This is a genomic window from Novosphingobium sp. AAP93 (genome assembly GCF_001296055.1).
Lineage (GTDB): Bacteria > Pseudomonadota > Alphaproteobacteria > Sphingomonadales > Sphingomonadaceae > Novosphingobium.
In genome coordinates, this window is the sequence record NZ_LJHZ01000028.1 from 72,338 (window position 1) to 92,850 (window position 20,513).

Here is a 20,513-nt window from a genome sequence, read left to right on the forward strand (position 1 = left end):
TACAAGTCGGATTTTATCAACGCCAACGTTGCCAAGCTAGTTTTTTCGTCGTAGTCAACAAAGGCGTAGATTCCAGGACTCCGGTTTAAAGCTCGTGGCAAAGGTTCGCGCCGCCAACGCAACGCATGCGAGGTCCGGCATACAAGTTGGGAGAGAACAGGTGAGCAGATTGTCCGGCAAGGTCGCCATCATCACGGGTGCGTCGCAAGGCATGGGCGAAGCGCATGCCAAGGCCTTCGTGGCCGAAGGCGCCAGCGTGATCCTCACCGACATCAATGCGGCGGCGGGCGAGGCGCTGGCTGAGGCGCTGGGCAGCAAGGCCCTATTCGTGAAGCACGATGTCGCTAGCGAAGCCGGCTGGGCCGAAGTCGTCGCCGCCGGAGAAGCCCGCTTCGGCCCGGTCACCGTGCTGGTCAACAATGCCGGAATCATTGGTCCGATCGCCAAGGCCGCAGATCTTTCGGAAGCCGATTTCGCCCATGTCTGCGCAGTCAACCAGACCGGCGTGTTTCTTGGCATGCGCGCCGTCCTGCCTTCGATGATTGCTGCGGGCGGCGGCTCGATCGTGAACATCTCGTCGATCTCGGGCATGCTGGCCAATCTTGGCACGCCCAACCTCGCCTATGCCGGCAGCAAGTTTGCGGTGCGCGGCATGACCAAGCAGGTCGCGGTGGAATATGGCGGCCAGAACATTCGCGCCAATTCGGTCCACCCGGGATACGTCAAAACCCCGATGATGGTGGCCGCAACCGACGAGGATGGCGGCGGCGCAGCGGCGGCGATCCCGCTCGGCCGCTTTGCCGAACCCTCGGAAATCTCGCCGCTGGTGGTGTTCCTGGCCTCGGACGAATCATGGTTCATCACCGGCACCGAACACGTCATCGATGGCGGCATGATCGCGTGCTGAGCCGGTTGGCTTCGGAGGCCCTGAGATGATCACGGCACAGGATTTCGCGTTCCATCCCCGCGACCCGGCGGATGAGCATTGGACCGAGACGCTGTTCCTGATTTTCTCGGTGCCCGAAGCGGGGATCAGCGGCAATCTCTACAACCTCGCCCGCCCCAATCTCGGCGTTTGCCACAGCTCGATCGAAATCCACAAAGGGCTCAGCCTGCACCCCTGGCAGATCGAGCACAACGATGCGCAGATGCACTTGCCCTGCCCCGAGCGGTTCGACAATTTCACGCTCGCCAATGGCCTCTCGTTTCAGGCCCACAGCGCACGCGATTGCGCTTTCCAGTACCAGTCGCTCGATGGCAACTGCGCGCTCGACATCACCTACAGGGCGGTGTGCGATCCGTTCGATCCGCATGATCCGGCGGAAAACCCGCTGATCGCATCGTCCAAACTCGCCGGTTATGACGGGTGGAACACCGGCCATATGGAAAGCAAGGGCCGCGTTACCGGCACGCTTTCGCTTCATGGCCGCGAGTACGAAGTCGATTGTACCGAGGGCATGAACAAGAGCTGGGGCCCGCGCAAGGACTGGGGCAGCAAGGGTGGCACCTGGGTCCATGTCAACCTCGGCCCCGATCTCGGCGCGTTCCTCGTCCTCGGTCTGGAGTTCGAGAACAAGGAGGTCGTCTACGGCCCCTTCAAGTTCGGCTACGTGGTGGTCGATGGAGAGCGCCGCCCGCTCGTGCGGGCCGCCATGCGCGCGCAGCGGTTCGACATGCTTGTCACCCGCGCCGTGGTCGAGTTCGAGGACGAGCGCGGCAATTGCTGGGAGGCGGTGGGAACCACCGTTGCGGCGGCGCCGTGGTACAACTTCAACCCTTCGAGCGCTGCCTTCCAGACCCTGATGCGCTGGGAAAGCGGCACCCGCGTCGGACACAGCCATATCGCCGATTTCGCCGGCCTCGCGCACCTTTCGCGCGGCATGGCCGACAGGCACGACACCTGAAGCGCAGGACGACGGACCAAAGCCATGACCGACGACTCCATCCGGCAGCATCCCAGCGATCAGTTCATCGAAGCGATCCGCGCGCGGTTTCCCACCGAGCGCGAAGTGGACGCCGTGCTTACGCGCAAGATGCGCCGCCGCAATGGTCCGGGATTTCAGGCAGTCGCACTGGAAACGCTTGCGGAGGGCACGGAGCGCCTGATCACCAATCAGGTGGGGTATCCTGTCCGCATCGCCGATGCGCGCTGGCTCTCGGGCGGCGCATCGAAGTTGCAGATGCTGTTCAACCTGCACTGGCGCGGCGAGAACGCCGATGGTCAGGCGCACGTTGCCACACCGATGGTGCTGCGCATGGAACCGGCAGCGTCGGTCACCGAATCAAGCCGCCGCCGCGAGTTCGAAGTGATCCGCGCGGTCGAAGGCACTGTGCCCGTCCCCCATGCCTACTGGATGGACCCGGATGCGCAGTTCTTGCCTTATCCGGCGATGATCTATGGCTTTGCCGCCGGCTCGGCCAAGCCTTCGCACGATGCCGGCAAGGTCACCGGGCTGGGCCAGAACTATGGGCCGGAGCTGCGGGCCAAGCTGGCACCGCAGTTCATCGATTACCTCGCACGCATCCACAATCTGCCCATCGGCGCACCGCCAATGCTGGCCAGCTTCGACCGGCCTGAGGTGGGCTCTAACGCTTCGGTCATCCGGCAGGTCAATGCGGCGCGGCGAATCTGGGAAGAAGACCGGATCGAGGAAGAGCCGGTCATGGCGGTGGTCTACAAGTGGCTCATCCGCAACGCCCCGCCGATCGATCATGTCTCCATCGTCCATGCCGACTATCGCAGCGGCAATTTCCTGTTCGATGAGGCAAAGGGCGAAATCACCGCATGGCTCGATTGGGAAGGCGCGGTGGTGGGCGACCGGCATCAGGACCTGACTTACGCCGCCCTGCCGATCTTCCAGCACTACGCCGAGGATGGCGAGACGATCCTGGTCTCTGGCATGATGCCGGAGGCCGAGCTCTATGCGGCCTATGAACAGGCTTCGGGCCTGCCAGTCGATCCGGCGCGCATCCGCTATTTCGGCGTGTTCAACCGCTACCTCGTCTCGGTGCTGCTGCTGGCGGCCTCGACGCGCGCGGCACGCGGCGCGGCTACCCATCAGGATGTGCTGCTCAACCATGTTGCCGGAATGGGCTACCTCGCCCTCTCCGATCTGCTCGGCTTTTTCCGGAGTGCGACGGCATGAACCAGGATTTCGAAACCCAGCTGCAGGTTGTCCAGCGCGCGCTGCGCGAGGTTGTCCTCCCGGCGCTGGCGGGCGCGGACAAGCATGTGATCGAACAGCTCCACCTCTCGCTCGCAGCCATCGGTTTCATGCAGCAGCGCCTGCCGCTGGCGCGCAGCTACTATCGCGGCACGCTCCAGCGCTATCTGGCCATGGCAGGTGCGGTGTCCGATCTGCTTGGCACCAGCGCGAAGGGCCTCGCGGACGAGGCTGCGCACAGCAAAGCGGTGCTGGATGATCCCGCCGCCGCGGATGCCGATCTGCGCGCCGCGACCGCAGCCTTGCGGGCCGGGATTGCGGCACTGGTTGAAGCCGCGAAGGATACGCCGCAGGAAAGCGCCCTCGATGCGCTGGTTCTGGAGCACAGCGAGGCGATCCTGCTGGGGGACCGCTCGTGGTGCATCCCGCTGGGCTTTGAACTGCGGCCCGAGGATCTGCCCAAGGCGGATTGGCAGCCCTAGGCGAAGTGCTTTACCGCGAAAGTAAGCGGATCGGGGCCGGTGCGACCTTCCGGGCTGTCCAGCGTCGCAATCGCGGCAAGGTCGCCCTCATCGAGATCGAACGCCAGCGAAGCCATGTTATCGGCCAGATGCTGCGCTGACGTTGCCTTGGGAATGGCGGATGCGCCGGATTGGGTGAGCCAGCGCAGCACGACTTGCGAGGGCGTGCGGCCGTGCTTGGCGGCAATCTGCGCCAGCACCGGCTCGCCTAGCAGGGGGACGCCGCCCGTCCCGCCGCCGCCAAACGGCGACCATGCCTGCGAGATGATGCCATGTTCGCCGTGGAAGGCATGGAGCGCCCGCTGCTGGAAACGCGGGTGCATCTCGATCTGGTTGACCGCCGGTGCGATCCCGGTTTCCGCGATCAGCCGCCCAAGATGCGCCGCCGTGAAGTTGGAGACACCAATCGAGCGGACCAAGCCCTCATCCCGCAAGGCGATCAGCGCGCGCCATGTTTCGACATAGAGATCGTCCATCGGCAGCGGCCAATGGATCAGGTAGAGGTCGACGTGATCGAGCCCCAGCCGCTGCAAGCTGCCTGCGAGCGCGGCACGCGGCTTCTCGCGGCCATGTTCGGTGTTCCAGAGCTTGGTGGTGACGAACACTTCGTCCCGCGCCAAGCCTGATTGGCGCAGCCCTTCGCCCACCTGCTGCTCGTTGCCATAGACGGCAGCACTGTCGAACAGGCGATATCCGGCATCCGCCGCACTGGCGAGCACCGCTGCCGTTTCCGCTTCCGAACCGAACCGCATGAGGCCCAGCCCCAATTGCGGCATGCGGTGGCCATCGTTGAGGATCACATCCGGGCTCATCATGGCCCCTAGACCCTCGCCGCCTTGGCGTAGTTCATGACCTTCGCCTGCGTGAACTCCAGCAGGCCGTGCATGCCCATCTCGACCCCGACGCCCGACATCTTGGCCCCGGCAAACGGCGTGTCCGGCCCGATATCGCCATGCTTGTTGATCCACACCGAACCGGAATCGAGCCGCGCCGCAACCGCACCGGCGCGCGCCGGGTCCGCCGACCATACCGAATTGCCGAGGCCGAAGCTGGTGTTGTTGGCTCGCGCCACGACATCGTCGATATCGGCAAAGCGCAGGACCGGCAGCACCGGGCCGAACTGCTCTTCGGCAACAAGGCGCGCGTCATCGGAAATATCGCGCACGATGGTCGGATTGATGAAGTACCCCTCACCCTCCGGACTATCACCACCAGCGATGATCGTGCCCTCAGCGCGCGTCTCCTCGATCAGGGCCGTCAGTTTTTCGAACTGCACACGGTTCTGCACCGGGCCGAGCTGGGTACCCTGCTGCGATCCGGGGCCAATGACAGCCGCCTTCGCGATCTCGGCCAGCTTGGCGCAGACCGCATCATACTGGCTTTCGTGCACGTAGAGCCGCTTGAGCGCGATGCAGACCTGACCGTTGTTGACGAACGCTGCATCGAACAGTTGCTGGGAAACAACCTCAGGATCGCAATCATCGAGGACAATGCCGGAATCGTTGCCGCCCAATTCCAGCGTCATGCGCTTGAGCGAGGCGGAACCGGCCGCCATGACCTTGCTGCCCGTGGTGGTCGAGCCGGTGAAGCTGACTTTGCGTACAAGCGGATGGCCGGTCAGCGCATCGCCCAGATCGTTGTTGTCGGTGACGACATTGACCACGCCCGCCGGCACTAGATCCTTCCACAGCGCCGCGATTTCCAGCGTGGCGAGCGGGGTAGTGGCCGCTGGCTTCACGACCACGGTGTTGCCGGTCAAGAGCGCCGCACCGACCTTATTTACCGCGGTGAGGACCGGGAAGTTCCAAGGCACGATGGCGGCAACCACGCCGAGCGGGCGGCGGTGCAGCTCGATGAGGCGGGCTTCGCTGTCCTCAATCACTTCGACCGGGATGGTCTGCCCGGCATAGTAGCGTAGGAAGTAGGCTGCCCCGCCCACTTCTGCCTGTGCATCGGGGATCGGCTTGCCCTGCTCGCTGGTGAGCGTGCGGGCGAGCGATTCCAGGTTGGCTTCGATCACTTCGGCCATTTTTATCAGCAACGCGCTGCGTTCTTCGGCGGTGGTCTGCGACCATGCCGGGAACGCGGCAGCCGCCGCCGTCACCGCATCCTCGAAGTCCTCGCGTGAACCGCTGGCGCAGCTGGAGAAGATCTGGCCGGTTGCAGGATCAACCACGTTCAGTGTGCGGTTTCCGGCGACGAGTTTGCCGCCGATCAGCATTTGCAGGCTCACTGGTCCGGCTCCTTCGCCAGCAACCGCGCACGATCAGCAACATAGGCCCGCACGGACTCGATATCCTCGGGCGTCATCCATTTGGCGAAGCCGACCATGCCGTTTTCCTTGAGCGCCCCGTCATGGACGACCGCCTGCCACGTCGCCTTGTCGCCCAGCACGCCAGAGCGGCGCAGATCGGGCAGCACGCCCGAGGAGCGCACGCCGCCGCCATGGCAGACCGAACAGGTGTTGCCGTAAAGCTCGGCGCCCCTCGCCACCGTTTCAGGCGTCCATTCATTCTGGACAATGACCGGGGGAGCCTGCAGCGCGCGCTCGATCTTGTACGAGGCTTTGCCGCCTAGCGCGAAGACCAGCAGGCGGCCATTGGGTCGGGGGCCCTGCAGCTCTGCAAACGCAGTCGGCAGGCCATATCCGCCGCCATAGCCTGCCATCACAGCCACATACTGAACACCCTTCACCGAATAGGTGATCGGCGGGGCAATGATGCCGATGCCTGCGTCATAGGACCATAGTTCCTTGCCGCTGGTCGCTGCATAGGCAACCAGCTTGCCCTTGGCATTGCCCGCGAAGACAAGCCCGCCCGCACTGGTCAGCACACCGCCGTTGCCGGGGCCGCCAAGATCGACGCGCCAGGCCTCTTTCTGCTCCACAGGGTTCCAAGCGATGAGATAACCGCGCAGCGTGGCGCGGATCGCCTTCAGCGCCGCCTTGTCATCGGGCAGCGAGTTGATCGCGAGATTGACGCCGAGGTTCCAGCCGCCGGGGCGCGCCACGAAGGGCTTGTCGCTGACATAGGCGAGCGGCACTTCCTGCGCCGGAATATAGGCGAGGCCTGCCTGCGGGTTATAGGCCATCGGCTGCCAGTTGTGCGCACCGTGGCCCGAAGGCGTGGCGACGAACACGCCCTTTTCGTAGCGGGCATCGGGGTTCTCAACCGGGCGGCCGGTCGCCATGTCCACGCCGCTGGTCCAGTTGACCGGCACGAAATTCTTGGCGGAAATGAGCTTTCCGTTGCTGCGGTCGATTACGTAGAACAGGCCGTTCTTGGGGGCCTGCATCATGACCTTGCGGTCTGCCCCGCCAATCTTGAGCGTGGCGAGAATGATCGACTGGGTCTGGGTGAAATCCCAGCTTTCGCCCGGAACGCCCTGATAGTGCCACTTGTACTCACCGGTATCGGCATCAAGTGCAACGACCGAAGATACGAACAGATTATCGCCCTTGCCGTTTGAACGAATGCGGCGATCCCACGGCGAGCCATTGCCGACACCAATCAGGATCTGATTGAATTCCTTGTCATAAACAATTGAATCCCAGACAGTACCGCCGCCGCCGAACTTGGACCAGTCACCGTCCCATGTGGCCTGCATCTTCTCGATGATCTTGTCCGAAGCCGCGCCATCGGGGCCGGCCCCCTTGGCGGGCGGCACCGTATAGAACCGCCATGCCATCTTGCCGGTCTGTGCGTCATAGGCACTGACATAGCCGCGCACGCCATATTCAGCGCCGCCATTGCCAATAAGCACGCGCCCCTTCACCACGCGCGGCGCGCCGGTGATCGTGTAGGGCTTGCTCTGATCGACGGTCAGCGTCGACCAGACCAGCTTGCCGGTCTTGGCATCGAGCGCGATCAATCGGCCATCGAGCGTGCCGACATAGACCTTGCCGTCGTACAGCGCTGCGCCACGATTGACGACATCGCAGCAGGCCTTGAACCCGGTCTCGCCCGGCACCTTGGGATCATATTCCCACAGGAGCTTCCCGCTCACTGCATCGAGCGCATAGACCTTGGACCACGCGGTTGTCGTGTAGATGACCCCGTCCGCCACCAGCGGCGTAGCCTCGAGCCCGCGCGCAGTATCGAATTCGTGGCTCCAGGCGAGGCCGAGGTTGCCGACCGTGCTGGCATCGATCGCCGTCAGCGGGCTGAAGCGCTGCTCTTCGGCGGTCCCGCCGTAGGTTCGCCAATCGCCCACCGATACCGACGTGACGGGATCGGCGATGGCCTGCGCGCAGCCCGCGAGCAAAACCGAAAGAACAACCGGATGAAACGTGCGCATGAATGCAGCCTATGTGCGGATGGGAAACGCTGAAAAAATGAGGGCACCTGCGCCGCAGATGCCCTCTTGGTCATGTCATCAGAACTTGGCGCCAACCTCGATGCCGAACTGGCGCGGTGCCGCGCGGATCCGGTAATCGCTGCCGTAGCTGCCCTCGACGTTGATTGCGTTGGGGTAGTAGAGCTTGTTGGTCAGGTTCTTCACGTAGCCGGCAATGCTGAAGTGCTGCGTGGTGTAGGAGATGCGGCCGTTGATCAGCCAGTACGGGGCCTGGCCTTCGCCCAGCGGGCCGCGCGCCGAATTGACCGAGCTGCCCTGCGGCCCGACATAGTCATACGAACCGAACACGTCGTAGTAGAAGCGGCCGGTGTAGCTGGTATCGGCGTGCAGCGTCAGCGTGCCGGCATCGGTCTTCACGGCATCCCAGTCCAGCCCGACGTTGCCGGAAACCTTGCTGGCATAGGGGAACGGATTCCCGCCCACGTCGATCTTGCCGCCGCCGGTCGAAATGCAGTTGCCGACCTGAGGGGGCGTGCCGCTGATCGGGGCCGCCGGGCAGGCGCCATTGTCGAACTTGCTGTCGAGCACGCCAAGACCCGCGTTCAGACGGATGTTGTCGGTGACGGCAACGATGAGTTCGGCATCCAGACCGGTCAGCTTCCCGTCGAGATTGATCAGGAAGGTCACCGAGCTCGGATCGAGCAGCTGCTGCTGCTGCGCCTTGTACTTGTAGTGGAACGCGGAGAGGTTGAACTGCACGCGGTTGTCGAAGAAGCGGCTCTTCAGGCCGACTTCGAAGGCATCGACCTTTTCGGGCTGCACGAAGTAGACCTGCGCGGCGGACTGGAACGCGAGGCCATTGTAGGTGCCGCCGCGATAACCGCGGCTGTAGCTGGCATAGACCAGCATGTTGTCGGCCGGCTTCCAGTCGATGATCGCGCGACCAGTCAGCGCGTTCGATGCGTCGCGGCGGTTGAGCGGCTTGATGCTCTTGTCGAGCGCCGGATTGTCACCGATGAAGTACTTCGACAGCACGCCGCCGGGCGCATAGTCGGACACGGTGTAGAGACGCGGCGCGCCGGTGTCGTCGTAGAACGTGGTGAGCGCATCGAGGTAGGCGAACTTGTCCTTGGTGTAGCGGAGACCGGCGGTGATCTTGACCGTGTCGGTCAGCTCGTAGCTGGCCTCACCGTAGATCGCGTAGGACTTGCGCTCCTGGGTGTAGTTCTGGGTGGCCTTGAGCGCGGTCGCCATGCCAGCCTCGCGGCCAAGTCCGGCGGGGTTGAAGTAGGTCTTGGGGTTGCCGATCGCGGCGTTCACGTCGCTGAGGAAGCCATAGAAGTCGGGCGTGTTGTTGGTGACGATCTTGTCCCAGCCGTAATAGACGCCCGCGATCGCCTTGAACCGGCCGCTCGCATAATCGAGGCGCAGATCCTGGTTGAAGCTGCGCGAGGTCGAAGCATAGCCGATCGAGCACACGTTATAGGGCGTGCCGTCGCAATCGATGCGGGGCAGCAGGCCATTGCGGGTCCGGTCGAAGCCGGTGATCGAGGTCAGGTTGAGCTTGTCGCCCAGTTCGAACTTGGCATTGAGCACGGCGCCGAAGGTCTTGGTCTCGGCCGTACCGATCGAGTTGCCCTCGATCTCGCGATCGGTCAGGCCGCGGCCCTTGGCGCTATAGGCGGGCGGCAGGAAATCGGTGAGGTCCTTGCCATTGCCGAACAGCTGGCTGGCGAGCGGCGTATAAAAGAAGCCGAACGCCGAATCTGCAAGGCTGATCGTGTCATTGGTGAGCGAGGGGCCATGGTTCTGCGGCGAATCCTGCCCGCCGACCGACTGCGCCACATAGGCCTTGAGGTTGAGATCGATCGTCTCGGTAGGCTTGAAGCGGATCTGCCCGCGAACGCCGAACGATTCATGTCCGCCCGGCGAGATGCCGGCGTTCTTGTCGCCAAACGCGACGTTGTCGGGAACGTTCGGGTTGGACTTGATCAGGCCGACCGGCTGCACGTTGCGCACGAACGGATCGGAATCGACATAGCTGCCGGCGATACGAATGCCGAGCTTGTCTTCGACCGGGGTCACTTCGATGGCGCCCTGCGCGCTGACGCGGTTGAACGAGCCGTAGCCCAGCGTGATCGCGCCGTTTGCACCCTGCAGCTTGGGCTTACGGGTGATGAAGTTGATCGCGCCGCCGGTGGTGTTGCGGCCATAGAGCGTACCCTGCGGGCCGCGCACGACTTCCAGCTGCTCCAGATCGAACAGCTGCTGGCCGTGGCTGGCGCGGAACGACTGGTACACTTCGTCGACATAGATGCCGACCGGCGATGCTGCGTTGGAGTTGTACTCGGTGCCGACGCCGATGCCGCGAACCGTGAAGTTCGGCTGCGTTTCACCATAGGCCGAGCTGACCTGCAGGTTCGGGATCGAGTTGTTGAGGTCCGTCGTCGAGAACACGCCCTGCTTGGTGAGCTGCGCCGCATTCACCGCGGTGATCGCCACCGGCACGTTCTGCAGGTTTTCGCTGCGCTTGGTTGCCGTCACGATGATTTCGCCAAGGCCCTCGGTGGGCGCGGCCTGCTCAGCCGGGGGCGCCGCCTGAGCGTGCGCGGTCGCGGCGAGCGACAGGACGCTGGCCGAAACGAGCGCAGCACGAAGAATGGTAGGTCTCGACATGGACATCTCTCCCCTTGGCGTTGGCACGACTTTGCAGCCGGCATTGAGTCGCCTCTCATTGATCAACACATCCGTAGATTACGGTGACGGGCCTCGTCAACAGTAGTGTAAAATTTTTCGGCTGCACCTACCGACATGGTTGCATCAGAGGGGAATTACCCTCATTTTTTCATATATTTGATCTGTTTTCCCGAGTCTTCCGGCTGCCACCCCCTGCCCGAGAAGCCCGCCTTTTCGACCGAACGCGCCTTTCATCAACATAGATGTTGACATTTCCCGCGTGGTTGCGGAGAGAGAGGCCAAGTCAGCTCCGCAACCGGAGCGCGACAGGCAATCACAAGCAGTGGCAGGTAGCTGTGCAGAACACCGAACATCCTGATTGGCTGACCGACGCGCTGGCGGCCGCGAATGTGCCAACCCTGGCCTGCCTGCTGGTGCAGCTGACGGGCGAGCGGCGCTGGATCGAAGGAAAGTTCATCCCCACCCGCACGCGCGGTATGGACGACAATGACAGCGGCGGCCTGCCCGATGATGTGCAGCGCGAAATCCGCGAAGCGGCCCACGCGGCGCTCACCGCGCACTTCGCGGGCGAACCGGCCCGCCTCGCCAATCCCTCCGATGCGCTGCTGGTCGAGCTGATGAGCGTTTCGCTCGGCGAGACGATCCCCGCCTCCTACGCGGCCATGATCCGCGCCGATCTCGATCTGCCTGCAGCCGATGGCGCCGAGATTGCCAAGGCGCCCGTTCCGGAAGGCTTCCGCGCACTGATCATCGGCGCGGGCATTTCGGGCCTGTGCGCCGCGATCCAGCTGGCCGAGGCAGGCATTCCCTATACCATCGTCGAGCGCCACGACCGGCCCGGCGGCGTCTGGCTCGAAAACCGCTACCCCGGTGCGGCCTGCGACGTGCCGAGCCACCTCTATTCGTTCTCGTTCGCGCCTTACGACTGGTCGCGCTACTTCGCCGGCAGCCGCGAGATTCACGCCTATCTCGAAAAGGTCGCGCGCGATCACGATATCCTGCGGCATATCCGCTTCGGCGTGGAAGTCACCGAAGCGCGCTTCGACGAGGGTGCGGGCGAATGGACCGCGCTTGTCTCCAACGAGGCGGGCGAGCCCGAAACCTTGCGTGCCGCGATCCTGATCAGCGGTGTCGGCGCGTTCAACAAGCCGCGCCTCCCCAATATTCCGGGGCTGGACACCTTCAAGGGCCCCAGCTTCCACACCGCAACTTATCCCGACGAAGGCGTGCCGCTCGAAGGACGCAACGTGGTCCTGATCGGCAACGGGGCGAGCGCGATGCAGGTCGCTCCCGCGATTGCGGACACGGTTGCCTCGCTCACCATCGTGCAGCGCACCCCGCAATGGGCCGCGCCCTTCCCCAAGTTCGGCAAGAGCATTCCAGAGCCGCTGCGCCGCCTGCTCGATGCCGTGCCGCTCTACCGGCGCTGGTATCGCATCCGCCTGAGCTGGGCGTTCAACGACAAGCTCTACGAAGCCTTGCAGCAAGACCCGTCGTGGGAGGGTCATGGCCGTTCGATCAATCCGATCAACGATGCCCACCGCAAGGGGCTTGAAGCCTATATCACCGTCGAACTCGGCACCGCCACCGATCTGCTGCCGCAAGTGCTGCCGGACTACCCGCCCTTCGGCAAGCGCATGCTGCTCGACAACGGCTGGTTCCGCACCCTGGCGAAGGACAATGTCACGCTCGTCACCGGCTCGGTCGTCGAGGCCCTGCCGGACGGGGTCCGCACGCAGGACGGCGCCGTGCACAAGGCGGATGTGCTGATCTGGGCGACGGGCTTCGATGTGGTCAACCTGCTCGCGCCGATGAAGGTCGTCGGCACAGGCGGGCGCGAACTGCACAAGGACTGGAAGGGCGACGATGCGCGCGCCTATCTCGGCACCGTCGTCCCCGGATATCCCAACTTCTTCTGCCTTTATGGGCCCAACACCCAGTTTGGCCACGGCGGCAGTCTGATCACCGTGCTCGAGCGTCAGATGCACTATGTGATGTCGCTCATTCGCCAGATGCTCAGCGAAGGCGCCACGCAGGTCGAAGTGCGCGAGGAGGTGCACGACGCCTACAACGTGAAGGTCGATGCGACGCACGCCGGGATGGTGTGGACTTATCCGGGCGTCGAAACCTACTACAAGAACTCGAAAGGCCGGGTCGTCGTCAACAACCCGTTCCGGATCATCGACTTCTGGTCCATGACCGCTGCCGCCGACCTTGGCGAATACCGCCTCGGCAAGGCCAAAGCAGCCCTGCCCGCAGCAACAGGGGCGGCCTGAGCCATGGACAGCCCCGTTCAGATCGAGCAGCACGGCGCGGTCCTCGTTATCGCGATCAACCGCCCGCAGCAGCGCAATGCGGTGACCCATGCGGTCTCGCTCGCCATCGCGGGCGCGCTCGACCAGCTCGATGCCGATCCGGACTTGCGCGTGGGCGTGATCACCGGGCGCGGCAGCTCGTTTTGCGCGGGCATGGATCTCAAGGCCTTTGCCGATGGCGAACGGCCCGAGCTGGAAGGCCGGGGCTTTGCCGGGATCACCGAAGCGCCGCCGAAAAAGCCTGTCATCGCCGCCGTCGAAGGCTTTGCACTGGCGGGCGGGTGCGAACTGGCGCTGGCCTGCGACATGATCGTGGCCGCTGAAACCGCGTGGTTCGGCCTCCCCGAAGTGGCGCGCGGCCTTGTCGCGGGTTCGGGCGGGCTGGTGCGGCTGCCGCGCCGCATTCCCGAGGCGATTGCGCTGGAATATGCGCTGACCGGCGCGCGCATGGATGCTGCCACGGCGCACCGCTGGGGCCTCGTCAATCGGATCACCCCCGAAGGCGGCGCGCTCGATGGCGCACTGGCGCTCGCAGAAGCCATCACCGCCAACGCGCCGCTCAGCACGGCGATGACCAAGCGCATCATCCGCGAATCGCGCGAGTGGCCCGAAGCCGAGATCTGGGACCGCCAGCGCCCGCTCGTCGACGGCGTGCTGGCCTCTGACGACGCAGCCGAGGGCGCGCGCGCCTTTGCCGAAAAACGCCCCGCACAATGGACCGGACGATGAACGAAGCTTTGGCAAACCAGCAGATCGCCGTGGTCGGCGGCGGCACGATGGGCGTCGGGATCGTCTATGTCAGCGCCATGGCCGGCGCGCATGTCACGGTCGTCGAACCCGATGATGCGCGCGCGGCGGGACTGCGCGACACGATCAGCAAGACCGCCGCTTCCGCCATCACGCGCGGCAAGCTCGATCCGGCAGGCGCGGCCGCGCTCGAAAGCCGGATCACGCGGATTGCCAATGTGGATGCGCTGCCGGAGGGCCTCGATCTCGTGATCGAGACCGTGCCCGAACGGCTGGAGCTGAAGCTCGACATTCTGGCGCGGATTGCTCGCCGCGCGCCCAGGCTCATCGGCAGCAACACCAGCGCGATGTCGATCGACCGGCTGGCGCAGGCCCTGCCCGATCCGGGCATCTTCCTCGGCATGCATTTCTTCAATCCGGTCTGGTCGATCCATCTGGTCGAACTGGTCGAAGGCGCGAAGACCCTGCCCGAGACGCTGGAAGCGGCCCGTGCCTATGTGACCGCCATCGGCAAGCAATCGCTGACCGTGCGCGATGTGCCCGGTTTTGCCACCAGCCGGCTCGATCTGATCGCCAGCCTCGAGGCCATGCGCATGCTCGAATCGGGTGTCGCTTCAGCCGAGGATATCGATCGGGCAGCCGTGGTTGCCTATCGCCACCCGGTCGGCCCGCTGCGGCTCAGCGACATCGTCGGCATCGACGTCCGGCTCGATATCGCGCGCACGCTGGAGGCCGCGCACGGGCCGCGCTTCGCGCCGCCGCAGATCCTCATCGACATGGTCGCCGCAGGCAAACTCGGCGCCAAATCGGGCCAGGGCTTCTTCACCTGGCCGCAGTAAACCATTCTAGTACCTGGAGCATTTCCAATGTCGTCTGATCTTTTCCAAACAACCTTGTGCGATACCGCAGACCATCATCGCGATCTGCGCGACAGCGTCAGCAAACTCGTCGGCAAGTTTGGCCGGAAGTATTTCCAGGACGTCGTCAACAAGGGCGAGCAGCCTGAAGCACTGTGGTCGGCGCTGGGCGAGGCCGGGTTTCTTGGGGTCCACGTGTCCGAAGCCTACGGCGGCGGCGGCGGCGGTCTTGCCGAACTGAACATCTGCATCGAGGAAACCGCGGCGCACGGCTGCCCGATCCTGTCGATGGTCATCTCCTCGATCACCGCGCCGATCATCGCGGGCTGCGGAAGTGAGGCACTGAAGCAGGAATGGCTGCCCGGCATCGCCAGCGGCAAGCGCAAGATGTGCTTCGCGATCACCGAACCCAACGCCGGTTCGAACACGCACAAGGTGACGACCCATGCCGTGCGCAAAGGCAACGGCTGGGTGATCAACGGCGCCAAGTACTGGACCTCGGACATCGACCAGTCCGATGCCGTCATGGTCGTGGCGCGTGACGGCGTGCCGGTGACCGATGGCTCGAAGCAGGGCCTTTCGCTGTTCATCGTGCCCACCAGCACGCCGGGCATTTCGATGACCCGCATCGACGCCGCGCTGCGCACGTCCGAAAAGCAGTTCTCGGTATTCTTCGACAATGTCGAGATCCCCGGCGATGCCTTGATCGGACAGCCGGGCGCTGGCCTCAAGCAGGTGTTCTCCGGCCTCAATCCTGAACGCATCGCGGCTGCCGCGATCAACAACGGCATCTCGCGCTTCGCCATTTCGCAGGCCGCGCAATATGCCAAGGACCGCTCTGTGTGGAGCACGCCGATCGGCGCGCATCAGGGCGTGGCGCACCCGCTGGCCGAGGCCTATATCAACGTGCAGGCCGCGCGCCTGCTCAATGCCCGCGCCGCGCAGCTTTGCGACGGCGGGGAAGACGCCGCCGAAACCGCCAACATGGCCAAGTTCGCTGCCGCCGAAGCCTCGCTCAAGGCGCTCGATCAGGCCATCCAGGTCCACGGTGGCAACGGCCTTTCGAACGAGTATGGTCTGTCGGATCTGTGGTTCATCGCGCGCCTGCACCGCACCGCGCCGGTGAGCCGCGAGATGATCCTCAACTATGTCTCGACGCACAGCCTGGGCTTGCCGAAGAGCTACTGACGAAAAGCTGCCGATCCCCGTGGAAACCAACCTGCTGACCCTGCTGCGCCGGCATGCCGCGCAAGCCCCCGATGCCCCGTGCCTGACATGCGGGGACGAGACGCAGGGATTCGCCACATTTGACGCGCGGGCCAGCCGGGTGGCAAACGCGCTGGCGGCGCAGGGCGTGCAGGCTGGCGACCGCGTCGCGATCATCGCGCGCAACGGGACGGCGCAGTTCGAGCTGTTCTTCGGCTGCGCCAAGGCGGGGGCGATCTGCCTGCCGATCAACTGGCGGCTGGCCCCGCGCGAGATTGCGGGCATTCTGGGCGACAGCACGCCTTCGCTGCTGATCGTCGAGGAAACCTTGCAGGGCCTGCTGGCTGAAACGCCATCGCCGCCCGCCACGATCCTGCTTGCAGACTATCCCACATGGCGCGATGCCGCCAGCAGCGCGGATCCGGGCACCCTGCCGACGACAGATAGCCCGCTGCTGATCCTCTATACCTCCGGCACGACCGGCCTGCCCAAGGGCGTGGTGCTCAGCCACCGCAACCTCTCGTTTCTGGCGCGGATGGCCCACGAATTGTGGGACATGACGGGCGGCAGCGTCAATCTGGTGGCCAGCCCGCTCTTCCATATCGGGGGGATCGGCTATGGCCTGACCGCGCTGAGCCAGGGCGGCCACACCGTGCTGATGCAGCAGGTCGTGCCGACCGAAATCGTCGCGGCGATAGCAACCTACCGCGTCACCCACGGCTTCTTTGTGCCCACCGTGATCCAGATGCTGCTCGAAGTGCCGGGCGTGGCCGGGATGGACATATCGAGCATCAACCGCATCGTCTATGGCGGCGCGCCGATTGGCGAGGCCGTGCTCAAGCGCGCGATCGCGGTGCTCGGCTGCGGCTTCATGAACACCTACGGCATGACCGAAACCGCCGGTACGGTGATCATGATGCCCCCTGAGGACCATGATCCGGGCGGGCCGCTTGCGCACCGGCTGCGGTCCTGCGGGCGGCCGATGCCGTGGAACGAGTTTGCGCTGGTCAATCCGGCGACAGGCGAGCCGGTGGCGACAGGCGAGGTTGGCGAGATCCGCATCCGATCCGAGGCGATCATGCTCGGCTACTGGAACAAGCCTGCGGAAACCGCGAAGACGATCACGACAGATGGCTGGATGTGCACCGGCGACGCCGCCTGGCAGGATGCCGACGGCTACATCTACATCCACGACCGCTTCAAGGACATGATCGTCTCCGGCGGAGAGAACATCTACCCGACCGAGATCGAGAACGTGCTTTACGATCACCCGGCGGTGGCGGCGGTCGCTGTCATCGGCGTGCCGCATGAACGCTGGGGCGAGACGCCCAAGGCTTTCGTCGTCGCGCGGGCGGGCACCACGCCGAGCGAGGTGGAGCTCATCGCGTTCACCCGCGCCCGCCTCGCGCACTACAAGTGCCCGACTGCCATCGCGTTCGTGGCCGCGCTGCCGCAGAACGCCTCGGGCAAGATCCTCAAGAAAGAGATGCGCGATCCGCGCTGGCTGGAAGAACAAGCATGACCCTCAGTCCCTCCGCGCGCCTGCTGCGCGGCTTTGCCGTCGATTTCCTCACCTGCCACAATGTCGCGGCGGTCGAGACGATCATGGAGCCTGACTATGCGCTGAGCATCGGCGGCTTCCTGCTCGCTGGCCGCGATGACACCTACTTGCCGGCGACGGCCGCGCAGCTCGACCAGTTTCCCGGGCTCTGCGTCACCGTCCACGATACGGTGATCGGCCCCGATGCGATCGCGATGCGCTTTACCGAGCATGGCGCGTCGATCCGCCATGGCGGGCGGCTTTCGACCTGGGGCGGGGTCACGCTGTTCCGCATCAAGAACGGGCGGCTGCACCGGGGCTGGGCCGAAGAGGACTACTACGCCCGCAAGCGCCAGCTCGCCGACAGCACGTGCGATCAAATCCGCGCGCCGCACCCCGCCCCGTGGGACGCGCCTTGCGAGGCTCCTGATGCGGCGGTGGAAGCCCTTGCCGAGGCATGGCTGACGAACCCCGCCAGCTGGGCGAGCAGCGCCATGATCGACGAGATCAGCGCCGAAGGCCCGCGCTTTGCCGATCTCGTCGCCATCGAAGCCATCACTGTCGACCAGCTCTTCTCCGCCGGGCCGCGCGGGGCCTTTCACCTCACCTGCACCGGCACCTATCGCGGCGGGTTCGACGATATCGATGCCGCGCAGATCGGCCAGCCGGTGACTCTCGCGCTGGCAGGCCTGTTCGATACGCAAGGAGACCAGATCGTGCACGTTCAAGTCACCGCCGACCGGCTCGGTCTCAACCGCGCACTGATGCCGCCGCGATGAGCAAGGTCATCATCACGTGCGCCGTAACCGGCGGCGCGCACACCCCGACGATGTCGGACGCCCTGCCCTGCACGCCGTCCGAAATCGCCGAGCAGTCCATCGCGGCGGCGGAGGCGGGCGCGGCCATCCTGCACCTTCACGCGCGCAATCCCGCCAATGGCCAGCCGACCGGCGACCCGGCGATCTACGCGCAGTTCCTCTCGGTCATCAAGCAGCAGACCGATGCCGTGGTGAACATCACCACCGGTGGTTCCGCCACGATGCCGCTGGCCGAGCGGCTGAAGGCAGCGGTGCAGTTCAAGCCCGAGATGTGCTCGCTCAACATGGGCTCGATGAACTTCGCGTTCTTCGGCGCGGCGGCGCGCATCTCCGAATGGAAGCACGATTGGGAGGAGCCCTATATCACCGGCTCCGACGACTTCATCTTCCGCAACACTTTCCGCGATATAGCCGCGATCCTTGAGGTGATGGGCGAGGCTGGCACCAAGTTCGAGCACGAGTGCTATGATGTCAGCCACCTCTACAACCTCGCGCATTTCGTGGACCGGGGCCTGGTGAAGCCGCCGTTCTTCATCCAGATGATCTTCGGGATTCTGGGCGGCATCGGCCCCGATCTCGAAAACCTGATGTTCATGAAATCCACCGCCGATCGGCTGTTCGGCCGCGACAACTTCCAGTGGTCGGTGCTCGCCGCCGGGCGCCACCAGATGCCGTTCCTGACGCAGGCCGCGCTGATGGGCGGCAATGTCCGGGTAGGACTGGAGGACAGTCTGTTCATCGAACGCGGAGTACTGGCCGCCTCGAACGCGCAGCAGGTGGAAAAGATCGTGCGGATCATCCGCGAGATGGGCCATGAACCGGCCACGCCCTCCGAAGCCCGCGCGATGCTGGGCCTCAAGGGCGGCGACAGGGTGGAGTTCTAGGGCATGGCACGCACGATTGTAGACCTCTCGATCTACCTCGAAAACGACGTGATTTCCGATCCGCCGCCCTACCGGCCGAAGATCGACTATATCGACCACAAGACCTCGATCCCCGATCTGGTCGGCTTCTTTCCCGGCCTGCAGCCCGAAGACCTGCCCGATGGCGAGGCATGGGCGATCGAGAAGATCGAGCTCATCACGCACAACGGCACGCACCTCGATGCGCCCTACCACTTCGCCTCCACGATGAATGGCAATTTGAAGGATGGGGGCGAGCGCGCGATCACCATCGACGAAGTGCCGCTCGACTGGTGCTTCCAGCCCGGCGTGAAGCTGGATTTCACCGCCCTGCCCGATGGTTATGTGGTGACGGCCGCCGATGTCGAGGCCGAACTGGCGCGCATCGGCCACACGCTGTCGCCGCTCGAAATCGTCGTGGTCAACACGGCTGCGGGCAAGCGCTACGGGCAGGACGACTATGTCACAGCGGGCTGCGGCATGGGCTACGATGCCACGATGTACCTGCTCGAACGCGGCGTGCGGCTGACCGGCACCGACGGCTGGAGCTGGGACGCGCCGTTCGTCCACACGCGCGAGGCCTATGAGGCGACAGGCAACGCGGGGCTCATTTGGGAAGGCCACAAGGCAGGCCGCGATATCGGCTACTGCCACCTCGAAAAGCTGCACAATCTCGAAGTGCTGCCCCCCACCGGCTTCACCATCGCCTGCTTCCCGATGAAGATCCGCGCCGCCTCGGCCGGGTGGACGAGGGCGGTGGCGATCTTCGAGGACTAGTTCAGACGATCTTCTCCTTCAGCGCGAACATCACCGGAGCCGTCGCGCGCACCGAGGGGCGGTCGCGGTGGAAGGCCTCGAACCGCGCGAGATTGGGGTAAAGCTCGTGCCAGGGCGCCATGTCCGGCGCGTAGGCCTGCCAGAGCGGGATCATGCCGGTCTCGATCACGATATCCTGATTGCCGAGCAGCGCGATCACCGCGATGTCGGCCAGCCCGAAGCGGTCTCCGACAATGTAGTCGCGCGCGCCCACCCGGCGATTGAGTTCGGTCAGCCCGCCCTTGACCTTGCGCAACTGCCGCTGGGCCCATTCCGCGCTGGGCTGGGGCCGCTGCATTTCCCAGAACAGCAGCACGGTCGCATCGAGCACGCCTTCGGCGATCACCTGCACCTGCTTGGCCTCCAACGCCGCCTCGGGCGCATCGGGCAGCATCGGCGGCGTGGGATAACGCCACTCGATCCATTCCATGATGTGCGAGGATTCGAACACCGGGTCCGCATCATCGGGGATCAGCACCGGCAGCTGCTCCAGCGGGTTGTAGCGCGATGTCTGGGTGTCGGCGTGCCAGGGCACCTCGTTTTGCAGGGTGAAGGGCACGCCCTTTTCCATGAGGGCGATGCGCACCTTGCGCGCAAACGGGCTGGGTGTGGCGCTGATCAGGATCATCATGGG

At 64.6% G+C, this 20,513-nt stretch carries 17 protein-coding genes; 12 read left to right on the forward strand and 5 right to left on the reverse strand.

Annotated features, from left to right (window positions below; translation table 11 throughout):
- Positions 1-160 precede the first annotated feature (160 nt).
- The 4 genes from IP83_RS06070 to IP83_RS06085 are packed head-to-tail and all read left to right on the forward strand — an operon-like array spanning position 161 to position 3,646.
- Positions 161-907: an SDR family NAD(P)-dependent oxidoreductase gene (locus IP83_RS06070; RefSeq protein WP_054121315.1), complete on the forward strand. Its 747-nt coding sequence runs from the start codon at positions 161-163 to the stop codon at positions 905-907.
- Between the two features lie 25 nt (positions 908-932).
- Entirely contained in the window at positions 933-1,904 is a 972-nt protein-coding gene (locus tag IP83_RS06075) for a hypothetical protein (protein ID WP_054121316.1), read from the forward strand.
- A gap of 24 nt (positions 1,905-1,928) precedes the next feature.
- A complete protein-coding gene (locus tag IP83_RS06080; RefSeq protein ID WP_054121317.1) occupies positions 1,929-3,146 on the forward strand; it encodes a phosphotransferase family protein in 1,218 nt (405 codons plus the stop codon).
- Entirely contained in the window at positions 3,143-3,646 is a 504-nt protein-coding gene (locus IP83_RS06085) for a hypothetical protein (RefSeq protein ID WP_054121318.1), read from the forward strand. Before IP83_RS06080 ends, IP83_RS06085 begins: the two co-directional genes overlap by 4 nt.
- Here IP83_RS06085 and IP83_RS06090 read toward each other — a convergent pair.
- The 4 genes from IP83_RS06090 to IP83_RS06105 all read right to left on the reverse strand — a co-directional run bounded on the left by IP83_RS06090 (position 3,643) and on the right by IP83_RS06105 (position 10,657).
- Positions 3,643-4,500, reverse strand: coding sequence for an aldo/keto reductase (locus IP83_RS06090; RefSeq protein ID WP_054121319.1), 858 nt, complete (start codon positions 4,498-4,500; stop codon positions 3,643-3,645). The two genes, IP83_RS06085 and IP83_RS06090, sit on opposite strands and share 4 nt — an antisense overlap.
- 5 nt (positions 4,501-4,505) lie before the next feature.
- Positions 4,506-5,918 (reverse strand): aldehyde dehydrogenase family protein, encoded by a 1,413-nt coding sequence (locus tag IP83_RS06095; RefSeq protein WP_231624928.1) that lies wholly within the window; start codon positions 5,916-5,918, stop codon positions 4,506-4,508.
- A complete protein-coding gene (locus IP83_RS06100) occupies positions 5,915-7,981 on the reverse strand; it encodes a PQQ-dependent dehydrogenase, methanol/ethanol family (protein WP_054121321.1) in 2,067 nt (688 codons plus the stop codon). Before IP83_RS06100 ends, IP83_RS06095 begins: the two co-directional genes overlap by 4 nt.
- 78 nt (positions 7,982-8,059) lie before the next feature.
- A complete protein-coding gene (locus IP83_RS06105) occupies positions 8,060-10,657 on the reverse strand; it encodes a TonB-dependent receptor (protein ID WP_197274294.1) in 2,598 nt (865 codons plus the stop codon).
- A gap of 356 nt (positions 10,658-11,013) precedes the next feature.
- Here IP83_RS06105 and IP83_RS06110 point away from each other — a divergent pair, with 356 nt between their 5' ends.
- Genes IP83_RS06110 through IP83_RS06145 form a run of 8 tightly spaced genes read left to right on the forward strand, consistent with a single transcriptional unit; the run spans position 11,014 to position 19,840 of the window.
- The gene (locus tag IP83_RS06110) at positions 11,014-12,954 is read left to right on the forward strand and encodes an NAD(P)/FAD-dependent oxidoreductase (protein WP_054121323.1); all 1,941 of its coding nucleotides are present in this window, start codon (positions 11,014-11,016) and stop codon (positions 12,952-12,954) included.
- Between the two features lie 3 nt (positions 12,955-12,957).
- Entirely contained in the window at positions 12,958-13,722 is a 765-nt protein-coding gene (locus IP83_RS06115; protein ID WP_054121324.1) for a crotonase/enoyl-CoA hydratase family protein, read from the forward strand.
- Positions 13,719-14,579: a 3-hydroxyacyl-CoA dehydrogenase family protein gene (locus tag IP83_RS06120; protein WP_156309601.1), complete on the forward strand. Its 861-nt coding sequence runs from the start codon at positions 13,719-13,721 to the stop codon at positions 14,577-14,579. The genes IP83_RS06115 and IP83_RS06120 overlap by 4 nt, the downstream gene beginning before the upstream one ends.
- 54 nt (positions 14,580-14,633) lie before the next feature.
- The gene (locus tag IP83_RS06125; protein WP_231624929.1) at positions 14,634-15,785 is read left to right on the forward strand and encodes an acyl-CoA dehydrogenase family protein; all 1,152 of its coding nucleotides are present in this window, start codon (positions 14,634-14,636) and stop codon (positions 15,783-15,785) included.
- A 19-nt stretch (positions 15,786-15,804) separates the two neighbouring features.
- Positions 15,805-17,325, forward strand: a complete 1,521-nt coding sequence (locus IP83_RS06130) for a long-chain-fatty-acid--CoA ligase (protein ID WP_054121327.1) — start codon at positions 15,805-15,807, stop codon at positions 17,323-17,325.
- Entirely contained in the window at positions 17,322-18,122 is an 801-nt protein-coding gene (locus IP83_RS06135; protein ID WP_054121328.1) for an ester cyclase, read from the forward strand. The genes IP83_RS06130 and IP83_RS06135 overlap by 4 nt, the downstream gene beginning before the upstream one ends.
- Positions 18,119-19,045 carry a 3-keto-5-aminohexanoate cleavage protein gene (locus tag IP83_RS06140; RefSeq protein WP_054121329.1) on the forward strand — a complete coding sequence of 309 codons (927 nt, stop codon included), beginning with the start codon at positions 18,119-18,121 and terminating at the stop codon, positions 19,043-19,045. Before IP83_RS06135 ends, IP83_RS06140 begins: the two co-directional genes overlap by 4 nt.
- Before the next feature lie 3 nt (positions 19,046-19,048).
- The gene (locus IP83_RS06145; RefSeq protein ID WP_054121330.1) at positions 19,049-19,840 is read left to right on the forward strand and encodes a cyclase family protein; all 792 of its coding nucleotides are present in this window, start codon (positions 19,049-19,051) and stop codon (positions 19,838-19,840) included.
- A gap of 1 nt (position 19,841) precedes the next feature.
- On the opposite strand, the gene IP83_RS06150 is transcribed toward IP83_RS06145, so the two are convergent.
- Complete coding sequence (locus IP83_RS06150; RefSeq protein ID WP_197274295.1) at positions 19,842-20,507, reverse strand: glutathione S-transferase family protein; 666 nt, start codon at positions 20,505-20,507, stop codon at positions 19,842-19,844.
- Between the last annotated feature and the right edge of the window lie 6 nt (positions 20,508-20,513).